The organism is Brevibacterium sp. XM4083 (assembly GCF_006489205.2).
Lineage (GTDB): Bacteria > Actinomycetota > Actinomycetes > Actinomycetales > Brevibacteriaceae > Brevibacterium.
In genome coordinates this window covers 238,677-255,774 of the sequence record NZ_VFYR02000005.1, presented here as the reverse complement: position 1 = coordinate 255,774, position 17,098 = coordinate 238,677, and the positions used below count along the sequence as shown (strand labels likewise).

The window sequence follows — 17,098 nt, the reverse complement described above, 5'->3', positions numbered from 1 at the left end:
ACCGATGACGCTCGGCCAGACGGTGGGGATCAGGCGCTGTGCTCGGACTCCCAGGCCGAGGACCGCACGACACCGCGCATCATGCGCAGCAGCACCGACAGCGGAGCCTGCGTGACGGTGTCGAGGGCGATGACCGTCTCGATCGTCTCGAGCACCCGCGCGGCGACCGTCTCGTTGCGCTCGAGCCATTCGGTCAGCCGCTGCTTGGCGCGTTCGTCCGGGGTCCCGGAGATCGGCGAGTCCGTGGCGGCGATGACGGAGCCGGCGACCGAGAGGATCGCGGAGTAGAAGTCATCGCGCAGGGAGCCGCGGGCCAGTGCCGACCAGCGATCGGACCGGTCGAGGTCGCCGATGAGGGCGAGCACCTGCGACCCGGAGAACTTGTCGTTGACGGCGTAGTAGACCTCGGCGACGTCCTCGGCGGACTCGTTGGTGCGCGCCGCGAGCTGGGTGATGTCGAGGAGGGCGAACTCGTCGAGCAGCGCCGCAGCCCGCCATGCGAGCTCCTCGGGGACCCCGTCGTCGATGTACTCCTGCGCCTTGGCGGCCATCGCCTCGGCGTCGAAGCCGTCGACGAGGGCGGGCACGCGCTCGCGCAGAGCGGCGACGACCTTGCCGTAGAGTTCGATGCCCGAATCGACGTCGAGGGTGTCGGGGGCCTGCTGGACGAGCCAGCGCGAGGACCGGTCGAGCAGGCGCACGTAGTCGTGCTGGAGCTTGACCTGGACCTCCGTGGGCACCTTGTTGTCGAGCGCGGTGACCGCGTCGAAGAAGTCGTCGAGCCCGAAGATCTCGGAGACGACGACGAAGACACGGGCGATCTGCGGCACCGAGGCCGGAGTCTCCTCGAGCATCCGGTAGACGTAGGTGAGTCCGCCGCGGTCGACCATCCGGTTGACGAGCTTCGCCGTGGCGATCTCCCGGTGCAGCGGATGCTCGGCGATGTAGTCCCCGTACTGCTCGCGCAGGGCGTCCGGGAAGTATCCGGCGAGCTCCCGCTTCATCCACGGCTCATCGGGCACGACGCTGTCGAGGATCTCGTCGACGGCGTGCATCTTCGCATAAGCGAGGAGCACTGCGAGCTCCGGGGAGACGTACGAGCTGAACTCGCGCTTGGCCAGTTCCTCGGCGTTCGGCAGGAACTCGACGTGGCGGTCGAGGTCCGCGTGCTTCTCGAGGTAGGCGAGCATCCGGCCGTAGGTGCCCGACATCGCCTCGGTCTGCGAGCGCGCCTCACCGAGGACGACGTTCTGCGCGTAGTTGTTCGCCAGCACCCGATCGGCGACGTCGTCGGTGAAGGAGAGCAGCACCTTCTCCCGATCCTCGGCCGCGAACGCCCCCTTGTGCAGCAGGGTGCGCAGGAGGAGCTTGATGTTGACCTCGTGGTCGGAGCTGTCGACGCCGGCGGAGTTGTCGACGGCGTCGGTGTTGATCGCGACCCCGTTCAGCGCCGCTTCGACACGTCCCAGCTGGGTGACGCCGAGGTTGCCGCCCTCCCCGATGACCCGTGCCCTGACGTCGTCGCCGTCGATCCGGATCGCATCGTTGGCCTTGTCGCCGACGTCGGCGTGGCTCTCCCCGGAGGACTTGATGTACGTGCCGATGCCGCCGTTGTAGAGGAGGTCGACGGGAGCGGCGAGGATCTCCGACATCAGTTCGGCGGGACTGCGCCGGCCGGGATCGACGCCGAGGGCCGCGGCGGCCTCCGGGCTGAGGTCGATCGACTTCGCCGTCCGCGGGAAGACTCCCCCGCCCTGCGAGATGAGGTCCCGGTCGTAGTCCTGCCACGACGAGCGCGGCAGGTCGAAGAGGCGCTGCCGTTCGGTGAAGCTCCTCGCCGCATCCGGGTTGGGATCGAGGAAGATGTCGCGGTGGTCGAAGGCGGCGACGAGGCGGATGTGCTCGCTGCGGAGCATGCCGTTGCCGAAGACGTCACCGCTCATGTCGCCGATGCCGACGACGGTGAAGTCCTCCTCGGCGGTGTTGAGGTCGAGCTCGCGGAAGTGGCGTTCGACGGACTTCCACGCCCCGCGGGAGGTGATCGCCATCTTCTTGTGGTCGTAGCCGACCGAGCCGCCGGAGGCGAAGGCGTCGCCGAGCCAGAATCCGCGGCGCTCGGAGATCGCATTCGCGACGTCGGAGAAGCGCGCGGTGCCCTTGTCGGCGGCGACGACGAGGTAGTAGTCGTCGCCGTCGTGGCGGACGACGCGGTCGGGGTGGACGACCTTCTGGCTGCCGTCCTCGGTGTAGACGAGGTTGTCGGCGACTTCGAGGAGGCTTTCGATGAACACTTCGTAGGCGGCCTGACCGGCGGCCATCCACGCATCCCTGTCGCTCATCGGCGGCAGCTGCTTGGGGAAGAACCCGCCCTTGGCGCCGGTGGGCACGATGAGCGCGTTCTTGACCATCTGCGCCTTGACGAGACCGAGGACTTCGGTGCGGAAGTCGTCACGGCGATCCGACCAGCGCAGGCCGCCGCGGGCGACGGTGCCGAAGCGCAGGTGGACGCCCTCGACCTGCGGGGAGTACACCCACATCTCGAGTGCGGGCCGGGGCTTGGGCACGAAGCTGAGCTCGGTGGGGCGGATCTTCAGGGCCAGTGCCGTCGGGAGTTCGCCGTCGGGGTTGATGAAGTAGTTCGTCCGCAGGGTCGCGCGCAGCAGTTCGAGCGAGGAGCGCAGCACGCGGTCGGCGTCGAGGCTGGCGACGTCGCCGAGGGCGGTCTCGATTCGCTCGTCGATCGCCGCGGTGGCGGTCTCGCGTCCGGCGTCGTCGGCCGCGGGGTCGAACTTCGCGAAGAAGTAGTCGACGAGGAGGCGGGAGATCTCCGGGTTGTCGCTGTAGACCTCCCCGACGTAGGCGTCGGAGTAGGTGAACCCGGCCTGGCGCAGGTACTTCCCGAGCGCCCGGATGATCGTCACCTGCTGCCAGTCGAGACCGGAGACGACGAGGCGGTCGAAGACGCCTGCCTCCTTGCGACCGTCCCAGCCGGCGATGAACGCCTCGGCGATGCGCTCGCTGGCCGCCTCGTCGAGGTCGGTGTCGAAGCGGACGCCGAAGTCGTAGATGTAGCGGTGGGTGCCGTCGGCGAGGTCGAGTTCGTAGGGTCGCTCGTCGAGCACCGTGGCGCCGAACGCGGTGAGGTACGGCAGGACCTCGGAGAGGCCGACCCGACCGTCGCGGTAGAGGGCGAGCCGCGTCGGCGCATCGTCGGCGTCGTCGGGAGTGTAGAGGCGCACGGCCGATCCCTCACCGGAGCTCAGCGCTTCGAAGCGCTCGACATCGGCGACGGCGTCGGCGGGCGTGTGGTACTCGCCGTAGCCGGGAGGGAACGCCTTCGACCACAGGTCGGCGCGTTCGATGGCGCGGCCGCTGTCGCCGCGCTCGGTCGGGGCGAGGAAGGCGTGGACGTCCTCGTTCCACGAGCGCACGGCGGCGACGATGCGCTTCTCGACGACCGCCGGATCGATCTCCGGCAGCTCCGCGTCGCGGGCGACACGGGCGACGAAGTGGATGCGGGCCAGCGCGGACTCGGTGAGGAGGACGTCGAAGTCGACGCTCTCGGCGTTGTAGAACTCGCGCAGCACGTCCTGGACGCGTTGGCGGGCCGCAGTGTCGTAGAGGTCGCGGGGCAGGTAGAGGATGACGGAGACGTAGCGCTGGTAGGGGTCCTCGCGGACGAAGACCCGCGACTGGCGGCGCTCCTGCATGTCGACGATCTGCATGACGACGTCGAAGATCGACTGGGTGTCATCGTGCATGAGGTCATCGCGCGGATACGTCTCGAGGATGCCGAGGAGCTCGTTGGCCGAGTGGGATCCGGCGGGGAACCCGCTCGAGGCGAGGATCTTGCGCACCTTGCGGTTGATGACCGGGATGCTCAGCACGCTGTCGTTGTAGAACTCGGGCTTGAAGACGCCGACGAAGCGTCGCTCACCGACGATCTCGCCGTTCTCATCGAAGGTCTTCACCCCGATGTAGTCCATGAACGAGCCCCGGATGACCCGGGACCGGGAGTTCGCCTTCGTGAGGACGAGCACGTGCGGTTCGGCCGCCTTCGCCGCCACGGCGCTCGACAGCGGCGACTTCGCGAGCGGGCGCAGCGCGGAGATGCCCAGCGAGGTGTGCTCGATCGGTTCGAGGCTGCTCGACTCCGCGTCGTGGGAGTAGTCGTACTCGCGGTAGCCGAGGAACGTGAAATGACCGTCGAGCCAGGTCAGCAGTTCGGCGGCGGCCTCCGCCTCGGAGGCGAGCTCGGGGCGGGGCGGACGCGCCTGGAGCTCACCGGCGATCTCCTTGGCCTTCGCCGACATCGCATCGGCATCGCGCGCGGCGGCAGCGACGTAGTCGAGGACGCTGCGCAGCTGCTTCTCGAGTCCGTCGTGGTCCTCCGGCGGCACCCGGTCGACCTCGATGCGGATCCACGACTGCTGGTCGGGGGCGTCACCGGTCGGCTCCGCGGCCTCGGTGACCACAGGAATGCCCGCGGTGTCGGCGGACACGGCGGGCGCTTCGGCGGGAGAGAGGACGGTGAGATCGGAGCCGTGCCCCTCGACGGCGAGGATGGGATGGTGGACGAGGCGGATGGCCCGTCCGCTCGTTGCGAGGTCGGAGACGATCGAGGACACGAGGTGAGGCATGTCGGGGAGGACCATCGCGATGACGGTGTGGTTGTCGAGGTACTCCGGGGAGTCGACCGACGGGTTGTAGATGTTGAGGACCGGGGCGGTGCCGTCATACTCGAGGCCTAGAGCGTAGTGGGTGGCCGCCGCTGCGGCGAGACCTTCGGCGCCCGCCTCGGCGGTGCCCGGTTCGAATCGGGGGTAGTACGCTTCGATGAAATTCTCCGGAGCGGCCTGCCCCTTCTGCTTCCTCCACTCTCCAGCAATGTCCGAATATGAGACCTGAGACACCTTTACACCTCTACGATCAGCGCACAAATAATGTTGCCGGCTCGACTCGGAGCCGCCATCCCCCACACTATGCTCAATCGGCGAGAAAGGCACGCCGGTCGGCCTGCCGCGGCACGGCGTCGATCGGCTGGCAGACTGAGGGCATGAGAACACTGACACTCAGCCATGACTATGCGATCGGACTCACCGATTTCCTCGCCCTGCTCGCCGACGCCGCGACGTGGGAGAAGCTCGGCTCCGCGGCGACGACGGAGCGGGTCGATCCCGACACCGAGGTGACCGTGCGCACCGCTGTGCCGGCCAGTGAGCTGCCGGCGACCCTGGCCTCGCGCCTGCCCTCGGGTGCCGAGCTCGTCGAGGTCTACATGGTTCCCGGGGACGTCATCGGCGATCGTGCCGAGGTCCGGATGACCGCCCACGCCGCCGGCGTGCCCGTGGAGATCGACTCTCTCCTCACCCTCGTCTCCGAGGGCAGCGGCACAGCGGCCACCGTGCGGTCCGAGATCAGCTCCTCGGTGCCGATGTTCGGGTCGATGATCGAACAGGCGCTCGTGCCCATCCTCGAGACCCAGCTGCGCGAGCGACTCGACCGGCTCGCCGAGGTCTGACCCGCAGGCTCAGGTGCGATCGCGGAGCAGATCGCGCAGTTCGGTCCGGTCGTACCAGAGCAGATCGGACTCGCCGAGGCGGTCGCCGGCCGCCTCTGCCCCGTGCGCTGCGGCCAGCTCGATCGCCGCCTCCCAGTCGGAGGCCTCGTCGAGGTGGACGCTGACGATGCGGTCCTCGTCGACCCTGGTGAGGGTGAGCGCATCGAATCCCGGCGCGAGCGGCTCCCGACCGGTTGTCGACGGCGCGTCGTAGGCGACGACGACGCGCGGGGACGCTGATTCCGCGCCGGACCCCAGCGCCTCGTCGGCGGCGAGGGCCGCGGCGATGCTCATGGCGGTGAACTCGGCCTCGTCGAGGTCGTCACCGCGGAGCTGGGCGGCAGCGGCGTCCGGGGCGACCGCGGTCACGGACTGGAGGCCGGCGGCGAGGGCGGCGAGGGTGGTCGGGATGTAGCAGCGAACAGCCATGCCTCCATCCTAGGGCGAGGATCCCCGGATGAGGCGCAGACGATCCCCGCCGGGGCCGACCCGCGGGGCTCAGCGCGACCGGAGGCGGGCCGCGACTCCGCGCCCGCTCGCACCCCGGGCACTGCCGGACCGGTGTCGGATCCGCCTGCGCGTAGGCAGGAGCCCGGCAGCGACCTCGGCGAACTGCCGGCTCAGCACCGATTTCGGCCTGACCTCGGCCACAGTGCGTCCCGACAGCAGCGCGGCGTCGACGGTCGCCCGGTCGTCGCTGAGGACGAAGTCGGGTTCGCGCCCGGCGAAGCGTCCGAGCGCCTCCCTGATCCGCGTCTCCGCCGGATGCCCGACCGCCGAGGCCCTCACCTTCGTGATCCCGATCCGCAGCGTGTCGCGCATCTGCTCGCAGCGTTCGGTGCCGAAGAGCCGCACGAGCTTCTGCAGGCCGATCGGATCCCCGGTCGCGAGCACGAGGACATCGTCGGCCGCGTCGAGGGCCGCACGGGTCGCGCAGTGACGGTCGTAGAACGGATCGGCGAAGTCGTCGTCGGGATCGAGGCGGTCGGAGACGTCGACGACGACGAGATCGTAGAGTCCTGCGAGGTCGCGCAGCGCCGAGCGGAGCACGGCTCCCCGCACCTCCGGCCACCGTTCGGGCCGGGTCAGCCCGGTGATGACGTGGAAGTCGTCGCGGATCGCCGCGTGCGGCACCCCGCTGATGTCGGTGGGCGGGGACTTCTCCGCCTCGAGCCGGCACAGGCTCGCCAGGTGGGAGGACTCCTCCGTCAGCCCGAGCGTCGTGGCGACCATCGCCCCCACGGTGTCGGCGTCGACGACGACGGTGCGATGTCCGAGACGGGAGGACTGATCGCCGAGGTTGACCGCGGTGAGGGTGCGCCCCGGGGACGATCCCGTCCCCCACACCGTGACGATCCGCCCGGCCGGTTTGGTGCGTCCCGGCGGGGACGCCGGGCGGGGCGGCACGACGGCGCTGCGGGTGACGTCGTCGAGGGCGCGGGCGACCCGGAGGGCGTCGGCGGTGGCGGGCACGGCCGTCGTGATGCCGAGACGGGCCAGGGCCGCCTCATCGGCTCCGACCCCGAGCACCTTCGTCCCGGTGGCGAGCACGGCCGCGATGACGTCGGCGTCGAGGCCGGGGAAGTACTCGCCGACGATCGCGATGTCGGCGCTGCCGGTCCGGCACAGGGCGAGGAGTTCGACGTCGTCGGCGGGACGGGCGATGACGTCGACGTCGTCGAGGTCGCTGAGCAGTTCGAAGAGGATGAGGTCGTACTCGAAGTCGACGGCGAGCAGCACCTGGGGCATCGCGATCAGCTCCCGCCGGGAGCGCCGACGACGGAGAGGACGCTGCGGCCGTCGAGAGCGGACAGCACCCCGGACAGCGCGGTGGCCGGGACGAAGACTTCGATCCGGGCGCCGTCGCCGACCCCGAAGCTGCCGACGTCACGGGTGATGTGCGCGACCGGGGCGCCGCTGACGATCTGCTCGGGGTCGCCGGCCTCATCATCGAGTCCCGTCGACTCCGGTTGGGCCCACACGTCGACGAGGCTGCCCCGGTCGACGACCGAGGGCACCGATCCGGGGACGTCGATCGCGACGATCCGGCCCTCGAGTTCGGCCATCGGGGTCACCGCCGAGGCGGGCACGAGCTCGCCTTCGGCGATGACGGAGCGCACGCTCGAGTCCTGGGGCAGGGGCGCATCGGCGGAGAGGTACTTGTCCCCGACGTCGGCGAGGTTGACCTCGGCGACGACGAGGTCGTCGGGTCCGAGCGCCTGACCGGGCACGAGGGATGCCGCGCTGGCCCAGACCCGCGTCGTCGCCGTGGCGGCGCTGACGAGGAGATAGGTGGCGACGATGGCCGCGATGACGAGGACTGCGCCGACGAGCAGTCTGGCATCGGTCCAGCGGGGTGGGCGGAAACGTCTCGAGAGCTCCATTGCATCTCCGATTCGGGGGATTTTCCCATGACAGGAATTGCCTGTGAGTGATAGTATCGAGTATCAAATGGGGTCAAAGCAATGATTTCAGGCAAAACTGTTGTCGCTTGAAACCCTGTCATCGCTGGGAACAATGCCGTCGCTTGGAATTGGGGAGAACCGTCATGGTCGTCGAAAACCGCTTCCTGCCACTCACCGACGTGGCCGAACTGCTCAATGTCTCGATCGCTCAGGCGCGTGCCCTCGTGCGCACGGGCGACCTGCGCGCCATCAAGGTCGGCGGCCGCGGGCAGTGGCGCGTCGAGAAGGCCGAGATCGAGGCGTACATCCAGCGGATGTACGAGCGCACCGAGCACGAGATCAAGGCCGGCCTCCTCGACGACTGATCTCCTGCGCCGCTCCCGCAGAGGTCTCCCGCGCCCCTCACGCAAAGGGATTCACCCGCGCCTGCACGGTGGCGATCCGCGAGAGCGGGATGATCCGTCCCGCGATCTCGACGTAGTCGGCGGCGACCATGTCGGTGCGGCCGCGGATCGTCCTGCCCGTCGCCCGCAGCTCGATGACGATCTCCTCATGCCAGGCGGCCAGACGCCGCAGCGCCGATCCCATGCCGAGCTTCTCCAGCGCCCCCGCCCCGTGGTCGTGCCGGCGGGATCCGGTCCGCAGCTCGTAGAGACAGGCCAGTGACACGATCGTCACCTCCGCCCCGGCGATGACGCAGATCCCGGCGCCGAGGAAGGCCGCCGTCCCCGTGATCTCCCGACTCTCGGTCGTCACCCTGACCTCCTCCCCGAGGCTGCCGCGCAGGCGTTCGAGGAGGGTCCGCTCGGCGGCCTGCATCGCCAGCTCATCGGAGAACTCGCCGCGTCGGGCATGACGCTCCCGCCATGTGTGCATGGCTTCGAGGTCATCGAGGAAGGCGTCGATCCGCTCGTCCATATCGTGAAGCTTGCCCGAGTCCCGCGACGTCCGCAAGAGACTGAACTAACTACACTGTCGTAGTTCGACGGATACTATTGACATGAAACAGTATCAAACTGCATCCTGAGTGAACATTCACGCTTAAGGATGTCCACAATGTATCTCATCGGTCTCTGCGCCATCTCCTGGCTGTCTCTGCTCGGCGGTTTCGCCACGCTGTGGGTGGTCCTCGCCCAGCCGTGGACGGTCAGCGACCTCGTCGTCCTCACACTCGCCGGGGCCGCGGTCCTCGCGTTCGCCCGCCTCGGCGTCACCGCCCTCCTCGCCCTCGGCGTGGCCGTGCTCCCGACCGGTCGTCTGCGGACCCGGCTCAGTGCGGCAGCGGTGCGGTTGGCGCCCCGGATGCTCGCGTCGAGCGTGCTCACCGCCGTCGCCGTCGGCTGCGCGGCGCAGAGCGCCCTCGCCTTCAGCGGCACTATCGCCGGAGATGCCGGCACGGGCATCGCCGGTGATCCGAGGGCGGCGAGTGTCACGGGGAGTTCGAGTATCGACGACAGGCCTGTCAGTGCCGCGGCCCTGCCCGACCCGGGATGGCCGACGACTCCCGGTGCGCCGCTCGACCCGGGATGGCCGACGACCGACCCTGCCGATCCGCCGAGCAACACTGATCCACCGACCAGCACCGATCCACCCAGCAGCACGGATCCACCCGATGACGGTGTTCCACCCGATGACGGTGTTCCGCCCGACGATTCGCCCGACGGCTCGTCCGACGGTTCGTCCGACGCCTTCGAGCCGACGGTGCACGTCGTCAGCCGTGGGGAGAGTCTGTGGTCGATCGCCTCCGAGCTCACCGATTCCGATGACGCGCGCGGGACGCTCGTGGCCGCCATCCACTCGGCCAACCGCGACATCATCGGCGCCGACCCCGATCTCATCATGCCCGGACAGCGATTGGAGATCCCCTCATGAGCGCACCCCTCGTTCTCACGCGCCCGGCCCGGACGACAGCCCCGGCCACGCGGCTGACCCGCAGCGCCACCGGTGCGTCTCCCCCGCGATCGCTGCCGCCGGACGATGACGGCGAACGGATCGCCGAGACGGCGACGTCGCTGGCCATCGCGTGCCTCGAGATCTTCTCCGGGGTGCGGCGCAGCGACACGATCGCCCGCTGGGTCGACCAGGAGCTGCTCGAGAAGATCGATCGGCGCGCTCAGCTGCGGGCGGAGATCGCCCCGACGAGACCGGTCCGCGACCATGGCGCCGAACGCACCCTCACGGCGGGGCGCTCCCGCGTGTGCCGCGTCGCCGAGACCGTCGCCGAGGTCACGGTCATGGTCCGCACGCCCGCGCGCTACCGAGCCGTGGCGATCCGCCTCGAGCTGCTGACGAACCGGTGGACGATGACGGCGCTGCAGACCATGTGAGCCCCGCCCGGGCCGCACCGTCTCATGTCTCAGCGCCGGTTCAGCGCTTCGCCTTCTTCTTCGCCCGGCGCTGGGCGCGGTTGGCCGGTGCCGGGTCGTCCGCACCGTCGGCGTCGTCCTCGGTCACCGAGGTGCCGCCGTCCTCCGAGGGCGCCGAGAGCTGCATCTTCGGGGTGGTGTGGCGCAGCTCCGCCGCGTCGACCTCGACCTCCGAGTCGTCTCCGGATTCGCCCTGCGGCCGGTTGACGGTGACCTCGAGGGTGTCGGTGAGACGCACGACGTCCTCTTTGATCCCGTCCTGCATCGTCGTGAACATCTCGAAGCCCTCGCGCTGGTACTCCACGAGGGGGTCGCGCTGGGCCATCGCGCGCAGGCCGATGCCGTTCTTGAGGTAGTCCATCTCGTAGAGGTGCTCACGCCACCGCTTGTCGATGACGGAGAGGACGACACGACGCTCGAGCTCACGCGTCGCCTCCTCCCCGAGATCCTCTTCGCGCTGGGCGTAGAAGACGTCGATGTCGGACTGGATCTCCGCGTTGAGGCGGTTCTTCGTGAGGTTGCTCAGCCCGCCGACCTCCTCGGCGAGGTCTTCCTCGGTGATCGAGGGGGTGTAGATCTTGCCGAGCGCCTCGAAGAGCTCATCGACCTTCCACTCCTCGACCGGGCCGGTCGTCGCGGCCTGGACGTACGCGTCGATGACCTGTTCGCGGAAGCTCGCGACCTGATCGGCGAGGTCCTCGCCGTCGAGGACCTTGCGGCGCTCGTCGTAGATCACCGTGCGCTGGCGGTTGAGGACATCGTCGTACTTGAGCACGTTCTTGCGCTGCTCGGCGTTGCGCTGCTCGATCTGCGTCTGCGCCGAGAGGATCGCCCGGGTGACCATCTTCGACTCGAGCGGGACATCGTCGGGCACATTGGCCGTGGCCATGATCCGCTCGGCGGCACCGGAGCCGAAGAGGCGCATGAGGTCGTCGGTGAGCGAGAGGTAGAAGCGGCTCTCCCCCGGGTCGCCCTGACGTCCCGAGCGTCCGCGCAGCTGGTTGTCGATGCGTCGGGACTCGTGGCGTTCGGTGCCGAGGACGTAGAGACCGCCGAGCTCGATGACCTCCTCGGCCTCCGACTCGACCTTCGCCTCCGCCTCGGCGAGGACGTCCTGCCACTGCTTCTCGTACTCCTCGGCGTCGTCGACGGGGTCGAGTCCGCGCTTCTCCATCTCGGCGACGGCGATGAACTCCGCATTGCCGCCGAGCATGATGTCGGTGCCGCGTCCGGCCATGTTCGTGGCCACAGTGACCGCGCCCTTGCGTCCGGCCAGGGCGACGATCGCGGCCTCACGGGCGTGGTTCTTCGCGTTGAGGACCTCGTGGCGGACTCCGCGCTTGGCGAGGTGCTTCGAGAGGTATTCGCTCTTCTCGACGCTCGTCGTGCCGACGAGGACCGGCTGTCCGGTCTCGTGGCGCTCGACGATGTCGTCGACGACGGCATCGAACTTCGCGACTTCGTTCTTGTAGACGAAGTCCGACTGGTCGACGCGCTGCATCGGCTTGTTCGTCGGGATCGGCACGACGCCGAGCTTGTACGTCGACATGAACTCGGCGGCCTCGGTCTCGGCCGTGCCGGTCATGCCCGAGAGCTTGTCGTAGAGGCGGAAGTAGTTCTGCAGGGTGATCGTCGCCAGCGTCTGGTTCTCCGCCTGGACCTTGACGTTCTCCTTGGCCTCGATGGCCTGGTGGAGGCCCTCGTTGTAACGGCGGCCCTTGAGGACGCGACCGGTGTGCTCGTCGACGATGAGCACTTCCCCATCGAGGAGGACGTAGTCCTTGTCCTTCTTGAACAGCTCCTTCGCCCGGATCGCGTTGTTGAGGAAGCTGATGAGCGGGGTGTTCTCGGCATCGTAGAGGTTGCCGATGCCGAGGTAGTCCTCGACGCGCTCGATGCCGGGTTCGAGCACGCCGACAGTGCGCTTCTTCTCGTCGACCTCGTAGTCGCGGTCGACCTTGAGGCGCTTGACGACCTTCGCGAACTCGTCGTACCAGCGGTTGGCATCGCCCTCGGCGGGGCCGGAGATGATGAGCGGGGTGCGGGCCTCATCGATGAGGATCGAGTCGACCTCGTCGACGATCGCGAACGAATGGCCCCGCTGAACGAGCTCCTCGGACGACCACGCCATGTTGTCGCGCAGATAGTCGAAGCCGAATTCGTTGTTCGTGCCGTACGTGATGTCCGCCGCGTACTGCTTCCGGCGCTCGTCCGAGGGCATGTTCGCCTGGATGCAGCCGGTCTCCATGCCGAGGAACCGGAACACCCGGCCCATGAGCTCGGACTGGTAGGTCGCGAGGTAGTCGTTGACGGTGATGACGTGGACGCCGTTGCCGGTGAGCGCGTTGAGGTACGCGGGCGCGGTGGCCACGAGCGTCTTGCCCTCACCGGTCTTCATCTCCGCGATGTTGCCGAGGTGGAGGGCGGCACCGCCCATGAGCTGGACGTCGAAGTGGCGCATGCCCAGCGTGCGGCCGGAGGCCTCGCGCACCGCGGCGAAGGCTTCGGGCAGCAGCGAGTCGAGCGACTCCCCGTCGGCCACGCGCTTCTTGAACCGGTCGGTCTCCTCGCGCAGCTCGGCGTCGGACATCTCGCTGAACTCATCGGACAGCTGATTGATGGCGTCGGTGTACCGGCGGAGCTTCTTCAGCGTCCGACCCTCGCCGGTGCGCAGAAGCTTCTCGAGGATGTTAGCCACTTCTCTCCTATTCGGCGCTGGGCGCCTGACGACAACTCGAATGACTGTATAGTCCCTAGCTTAATGGCAGGTGAGTCCCGCACATATCCACCGACTCCGCCCCCAGCCACCGCGCCATGTCGGCGAGTTCAGCGCTCAGCTGCTCCCAGTGCTCCTCCCCCGGCTCCCATGTCACCTTGAGTGCGCGCAGCACCCCGGCCCGACCGTCGCGGTGGACGTCGACGCGGGCGACGAGGCGGTCGCCGAGGAGGAACGGCATGACGTAGTACCCGTGCTGCCGCTGGGGCGCCGGGGTGTAGATCTCGATCCGGAAGCGGAAGTCGAAGAGCCATTCGATGCGGGGGCGGTGGAAGACGAGTGGGTCGAAGGGGGCGAGCAGCGCCCTCGCCGCCGTCGTCCGCGGGGTCCTCGCCGCGTGCCAGCGCAGGGCAGGAGTGCCCGCGACCTCGACCTCGACGAGTTCGCCCGTGGTGAGCAGCGTCTCGATCGCGGCGTCGGTCGGGGCGCGCAGCTGACGGAAGTAGTCGGCGAGGCAGTCGGGGCGCGCGACGCCGAGCGCTCGAGCGGCGATGCGGGTGAGGGCGAGCACATCGTTGGCGGTCCCGGACACGCCCCGCGGGGGCTTGCCCGCACCGCTGCGCAGTCCGAGATCCGGATCCTCCGGGGTGCCGTAGGTGAGGACCGGTTCGCCGAGGAGGGGGCTGACATCGCGCGGCAGCGCATAGATGCGCTCGAAGTGGTCGTTGCGCCCCGCTGAGCTCACCGCCCCGGAGACGAAGAGCGCCTCGAGCGCCGTCTTCACCTGGCTCGGGTTCCAGCCCCAGTGCCCGCGGTGGCGTTCGGGGATGTCGTGGTCGACGAGCTCGGAGGCCGATCTGGCGGTCTGCGGTCCGTCCTCGAGCGCGTCGAGGAGCGACCGCTGCAGGGCGCGGAACGCAGCCCCGGTCTCCGGGTGCCGCTGTCCGTGATCCTGGCGCCACCACTCCGCACGGCTGCGGTCGAAGTGGCGCCACGTCTCCGGGGGCACGAAGGCCGCCGCGTGCGCCCAGTACTCGACGCCCATCCGCGGGGCGGAGTAGAGGAGACGGTCGAGCCGGCTGCGGTCATAGGGGCCCAACCGCGAGTAGAAGGGCAGGTAGTGGGAGCGCACGACCCGGGCGACCGAGTCGATCTGCGCCAGTCCCATCCTCTCGAACGTCGACTTGAGGTGGCACGCGGTGACCTGCTGCGGGCGCGCACGGTCGAGACCGGTCGCCGCGATCGCGGTTCGTCGCGCCGCTGCCAGTGACATCGTCTGCATGGCCCCACGATAGGCCACGCCACTGACGCGGCCCCGCAGCGACAGCTCCGCCCGTTCGGCCGAGGCGGATCGGCCGAACGGCTGAGTTCGCGACCCCCTGCCGGGCGACAGGATGGACATCACAAGCCGGAACACCCTCCGGTCGGCACACGAAGATCGAAAGGACCTGCCATGAAGAAGGTCATCATCACCCTCACCTCCATCCTCTCCGTCCTCGCCGTCGGCGTCGGCGCGCTCTTCTACTGGGAGTACCGGTCGAAGGCGCAGCTCGAAGCCCAGGTCGAGGACTACCTCGGCACCTGCGACGTCAAGCCGTCCCATCTCGAAGTCCACGGGCGGCCGTTCATCCTCTCGGCGATGGCCGAGCGGGCCGAGCTCACCTACGTCGACGTCGCCCCGCAGCCGGGCATGAACAAGGATCAGCTCCTCGTCCGCGAACTCGCCGACGGCAAGGCCGACCGGGTCACCCGCTTCGTCACCTTCGACTACCCGAAGGCCGGCGCTCAGCCGGTCGAGGACGCCGACGGCGCCTACACCGACAAGGCGACGATCGACGGGAAGACCGTGAAGTTCTCCGGCACCGCCGGCGACGGCAGGCTCGAGGTCTTCGCCGACGGCCGCAGCTTCGGTGAGCTCCCCCTGCGGAAGAACGTGACGCTGACCTCCGTGTTCGCCAACCAGTCCGGCGTCGCCGCAGAGCTCGAGTACGCGGGCCCGACGTGCGCCCTGGCCTGATCCTCGCCCTCCGACTCAGTCATGGCCGCGCGAGAGCGCGGTCATGACTAGACTCCGAGGCATGAAGACCGTCCTGACCTGGCTGTGGCTCGTCCCGATCCCGCTCTGCCTGGGACTCGACCTCCTCGCCTCGCTCGGTCCGTTCACCGCTCTCGTCACGGTGGTCGCCACCGTGGTCTGCACCGCGATCCTCATCCGGACGCGGATGCCCAGCCGCACCGCCGCCGGGGTCGACTCGGCGACCGCTCGCCTGCTCCTCGTCGCCGTCGCCGTCCTCACGGCCGCACAGATCGCGCTCGTCTTCGGCGAGGGCATCGGCGTGACCGTGCTGTGGCTGAGCTTCGTCGTCCTCGCCGTCCTCGGTCGGGTCGCCGCCTCGGCGCAGCAGATCATCGGCCTCGTCGTCCTCGCCGTCATCACCGTGCTCGCACCGGGGCTCGTGGCCGGTTTCGCCGCCGGCGACGGCTTCACCTTCGCCTTCGGCGCGTCCACGGGAGTCATCGCCGCCCTCGCCCTGGGGCTGCTGCTGCGCATGGTCGATCGCTCCCTCGTCGAACGCCACGCCACCGCCGTGGCCGACGAGCGCCGCCGCATCGCCACCGAACTCCACGACATGGTCGCCCACGAGATCACCGGCATCGTCGTGCTCTCCCAGGCTGCCGGCCGCAGCAGCGACGTCGGCATCCTCCACACCGCGCTGGGAAAGATCGAGGACTCGAGCACGCGCGCTCTCGAGGAGATCCGCGCGCTCGTCTCCTCCACCGCCGAGGACACGTCGGCCGCCGCCCGCCTCCCGGTGGCCACGGGACCGCAGAGCCTGACCGACCGGGTCGAGTCCTTCCGCGCCTCCGGCGGCACCGATGTCCGCGCCGACATCGACCGGTCCCTCGCCGAGGCGGTCCCCGCACCGGTCTGGGCCGTGCTCGACCGCGTCCTCGTCGAAGCGCTGACGAACATCCGCCGGCACGCCGGCACGACGGTGCCGGTCACGGTCACGCTCACCGCCGACGACCCGCTCACCGCCGACGACCCGCTGACAGGCGGTGCCCCGCAGACGGCCGCCGGTCCGGACTCCGCGCGCAGACCGAGTGCCCTCACCCTGACGATCGCCAACGGTCCGGGCACCGCGGGAATCGGCCGCGGCAGCGGCACGGGTCTCATCGGGATGCGGCACCGCGTCGTCAGCGCCGGCGGCACCCTGCAGACCGGCCCGGCGCCGGGAGGAGGCTGGCAGGTGTGCGCGCACCTGCCCGTGCGTGCCGCGGCACCGACAGACTCACAGGAGATCGACCCCGCAAAAGGCGGAGAGGAGAGAGCATGATCCGCGTCGCGCTCGTCGACGATCAGGAGATGGTGCGGATGGGGTTCGCGCTCATCCTCGACGCCGACCCCGACATCACCGTCGTCGCCCAGGGCGCCGACGGGGTCGATGCGATCGACCTGACAAAGCGGGAGAAGCCCGACGTCGTCCTCCTCGACATCCGCATGCCCCGCCTCGACGGCCTCTCCGCACTCCCGCGCCTGACTCCCCTGACGAAGGTCATCATGGTCACGACGTTCGACGATGAGGAGTACGTCGACTCAGCCCTCGACCAGGGGGCGAGCGGATTCCTCCTCAAGGACGCCGGACCCGACCTCCTCATCGCCGGGGTCAAGGCCGCCGTCGACGGTGAGGCCCTCATCTCCCCTGCCCTGACGCTCGACCTGCTCAAGCGTCGGTCACCGGCGGCGCGGGCGCAGGCCGGTCCCGGCAGCGCCCGGGTCGAGAGTCTGAGCGAACGCGAACGCGACGTCGCCGCCCTCGTCGCCACGGGCCTGACGAACCAGGAGATCTGCGCCGAGCTCTACATCTCCCTGGGCACCGTGAAGACGCATCTCGGGAACATCCAGACCCGCCTCGGCGCCCGCAACCGCGTCGAGATCGCCGCGCGCATGTGGGAGTCGGGGGCGATGAATCAGCCGAACGGCTGAGGGCGGGGCCGGCGAACCGGTCACCCGGCCGATGTCTCAGGCCGCTTCCCCGACGAGGATGGA

The 17,098-nt window shown here is 69.2% G+C and carries 14 protein-coding genes; 7 read left to right on the top strand and 7 right to left on the bottom strand.

Features of this window, described 5'->3' with window-relative positions; translation table 11 throughout:
* Positions 1 to 29: 29 nt before the first annotated feature.
* On the bottom strand, positions 30 to 4,913 hold the full coding sequence (locus FJ887_RS16300) for an NAD-glutamate dehydrogenase (RefSeq protein ID WP_137824730.1): 4,884 nt from the start codon (positions 4,911 to 4,913) through the stop codon (positions 30 to 32).
* Between the two features lie 143 nt (positions 4,914 to 5,056).
* On the opposite strand from FJ887_RS16300, the gene FJ887_RS16295 reads away from it, so the two are divergent.
* Positions 5,057 to 5,521 (top strand): DUF2505 domain-containing protein, encoded by a 465-nt coding sequence (locus FJ887_RS16295; protein WP_137824731.1) that lies wholly within the window; start codon positions 5,057 to 5,059, stop codon positions 5,519 to 5,521.
* 9 nt (positions 5,522 to 5,530) lie between these two features.
* Here the strand turns inward: FJ887_RS16295 and FJ887_RS16290 are convergent, their stop codons facing one another.
* The 3 genes from FJ887_RS16290 to FJ887_RS16280 all read right to left on the bottom strand — a co-directional run bounded on the left by FJ887_RS16290 (position 5,531) and on the right by FJ887_RS16280 (position 7,944).
* On the bottom strand, positions 5,531 to 5,989 hold the full coding sequence (locus FJ887_RS16290; protein ID WP_137824732.1) for a DUF6912 family protein: 459 nt from the start codon (positions 5,987 to 5,989) through the stop codon (positions 5,531 to 5,533).
* A gap of 69 nt (positions 5,990 to 6,058) precedes the next feature.
* Positions 6,059 to 7,309: a CpaE/TadZ family protein gene (locus FJ887_RS16285; protein ID WP_140955615.1), complete on the bottom strand. Its 1,251-nt coding sequence runs from the start codon at positions 7,307 to 7,309 to the stop codon at positions 6,059 to 6,061.
* 5 nt (positions 7,310 to 7,314) lie between these two features.
* Positions 7,315 to 7,944, bottom strand: a complete 630-nt coding sequence (locus FJ887_RS16280) for a hypothetical protein (RefSeq protein WP_137824734.1) — start codon at positions 7,942 to 7,944, stop codon at positions 7,315 to 7,317.
* A 164-nt stretch (positions 7,945 to 8,108) separates the two neighbouring features.
* Here FJ887_RS16280 and FJ887_RS16275 point away from each other — a divergent pair, with 164 nt between their 5' ends.
* Entirely contained in the window at positions 8,109 to 8,330 is a 222-nt protein-coding gene (locus FJ887_RS16275) for a helix-turn-helix domain-containing protein (RefSeq protein WP_137824735.1), read from the top strand.
* Positions 8,331 to 8,367: 37 nt separating this feature from the next.
* Here FJ887_RS16275 and FJ887_RS16270 read toward each other — a convergent pair whose 3' ends face one another.
* Positions 8,368 to 8,883 (bottom strand): hypothetical protein, encoded by a 516-nt coding sequence (locus FJ887_RS16270; protein WP_137824736.1) that lies wholly within the window; start codon positions 8,881 to 8,883, stop codon positions 8,368 to 8,370.
* A 138-nt stretch (positions 8,884 to 9,021) separates the two neighbouring features.
* Here FJ887_RS16270 and FJ887_RS16265 point away from each other — a divergent pair, with 138 nt between their 5' ends.
* Complete coding sequence (locus FJ887_RS16265) at positions 9,022 to 9,837, top strand: LysM peptidoglycan-binding domain-containing protein (RefSeq protein WP_212743285.1); 816 nt, start codon at positions 9,022 to 9,024, stop codon at positions 9,835 to 9,837.
* Complete coding sequence (locus tag FJ887_RS16260; RefSeq protein WP_137824737.1) at positions 9,834 to 10,292, top strand: Rv3235 family protein; 459 nt, start codon at positions 9,834 to 9,836, stop codon at positions 10,290 to 10,292. Before FJ887_RS16265 ends, FJ887_RS16260 begins: the two co-directional genes overlap by 4 nt.
* 40 nt (positions 10,293 to 10,332) lie before the next feature.
* On the opposite strand, the gene secA is transcribed toward FJ887_RS16260, so the two are convergent.
* Both secA and FJ887_RS16250 read right to left on the bottom strand, forming a co-directional pair.
* A complete protein-coding gene (gene secA / locus FJ887_RS16255; RefSeq protein ID WP_140955614.1) occupies positions 10,333 to 13,029 on the bottom strand; it encodes a preprotein translocase subunit SecA in 2,697 nt (898 codons plus the stop codon).
* A gap of 55 nt (positions 13,030 to 13,084) precedes the next feature.
* Positions 13,085 to 14,329: a winged helix-turn-helix domain-containing protein gene (locus FJ887_RS16250; RefSeq protein WP_249356662.1), complete on the bottom strand. Its 1,245-nt coding sequence runs from the start codon at positions 14,327 to 14,329 to the stop codon at positions 13,085 to 13,087.
* A gap of 171 nt (positions 14,330 to 14,500) precedes the next feature.
* Between FJ887_RS16250 and FJ887_RS16245 the strand changes: the two genes are divergently transcribed.
* The 3 genes from FJ887_RS16245 (at position 14,501) to FJ887_RS16235 (ending at position 17,035) form a co-directional block, all read left to right on the top strand.
* Entirely contained in the window at positions 14,501 to 15,064 is a 564-nt protein-coding gene (locus FJ887_RS16245; protein WP_140955613.1) for a hypothetical protein, read from the top strand.
* A gap of 61 nt (positions 15,065 to 15,125) precedes the next feature.
* The gene (locus FJ887_RS16240) at positions 15,126 to 16,385 is read left to right on the top strand and encodes a sensor histidine kinase (protein WP_171006979.1); all 1,260 of its coding nucleotides are present in this window, start codon (positions 15,126 to 15,128) and stop codon (positions 16,383 to 16,385) included.
* Positions 16,382 to 17,035 carry a response regulator gene (locus FJ887_RS16235; protein ID WP_137824741.1) on the top strand — a complete coding sequence of 218 codons (654 nt, stop codon included), beginning with the start codon at positions 16,382 to 16,384 and terminating at the stop codon, positions 17,033 to 17,035. Before FJ887_RS16240 ends, FJ887_RS16235 begins: the two co-directional genes overlap by 4 nt.
* Positions 17,036 to 17,098 lie beyond the last annotated feature (63 nt).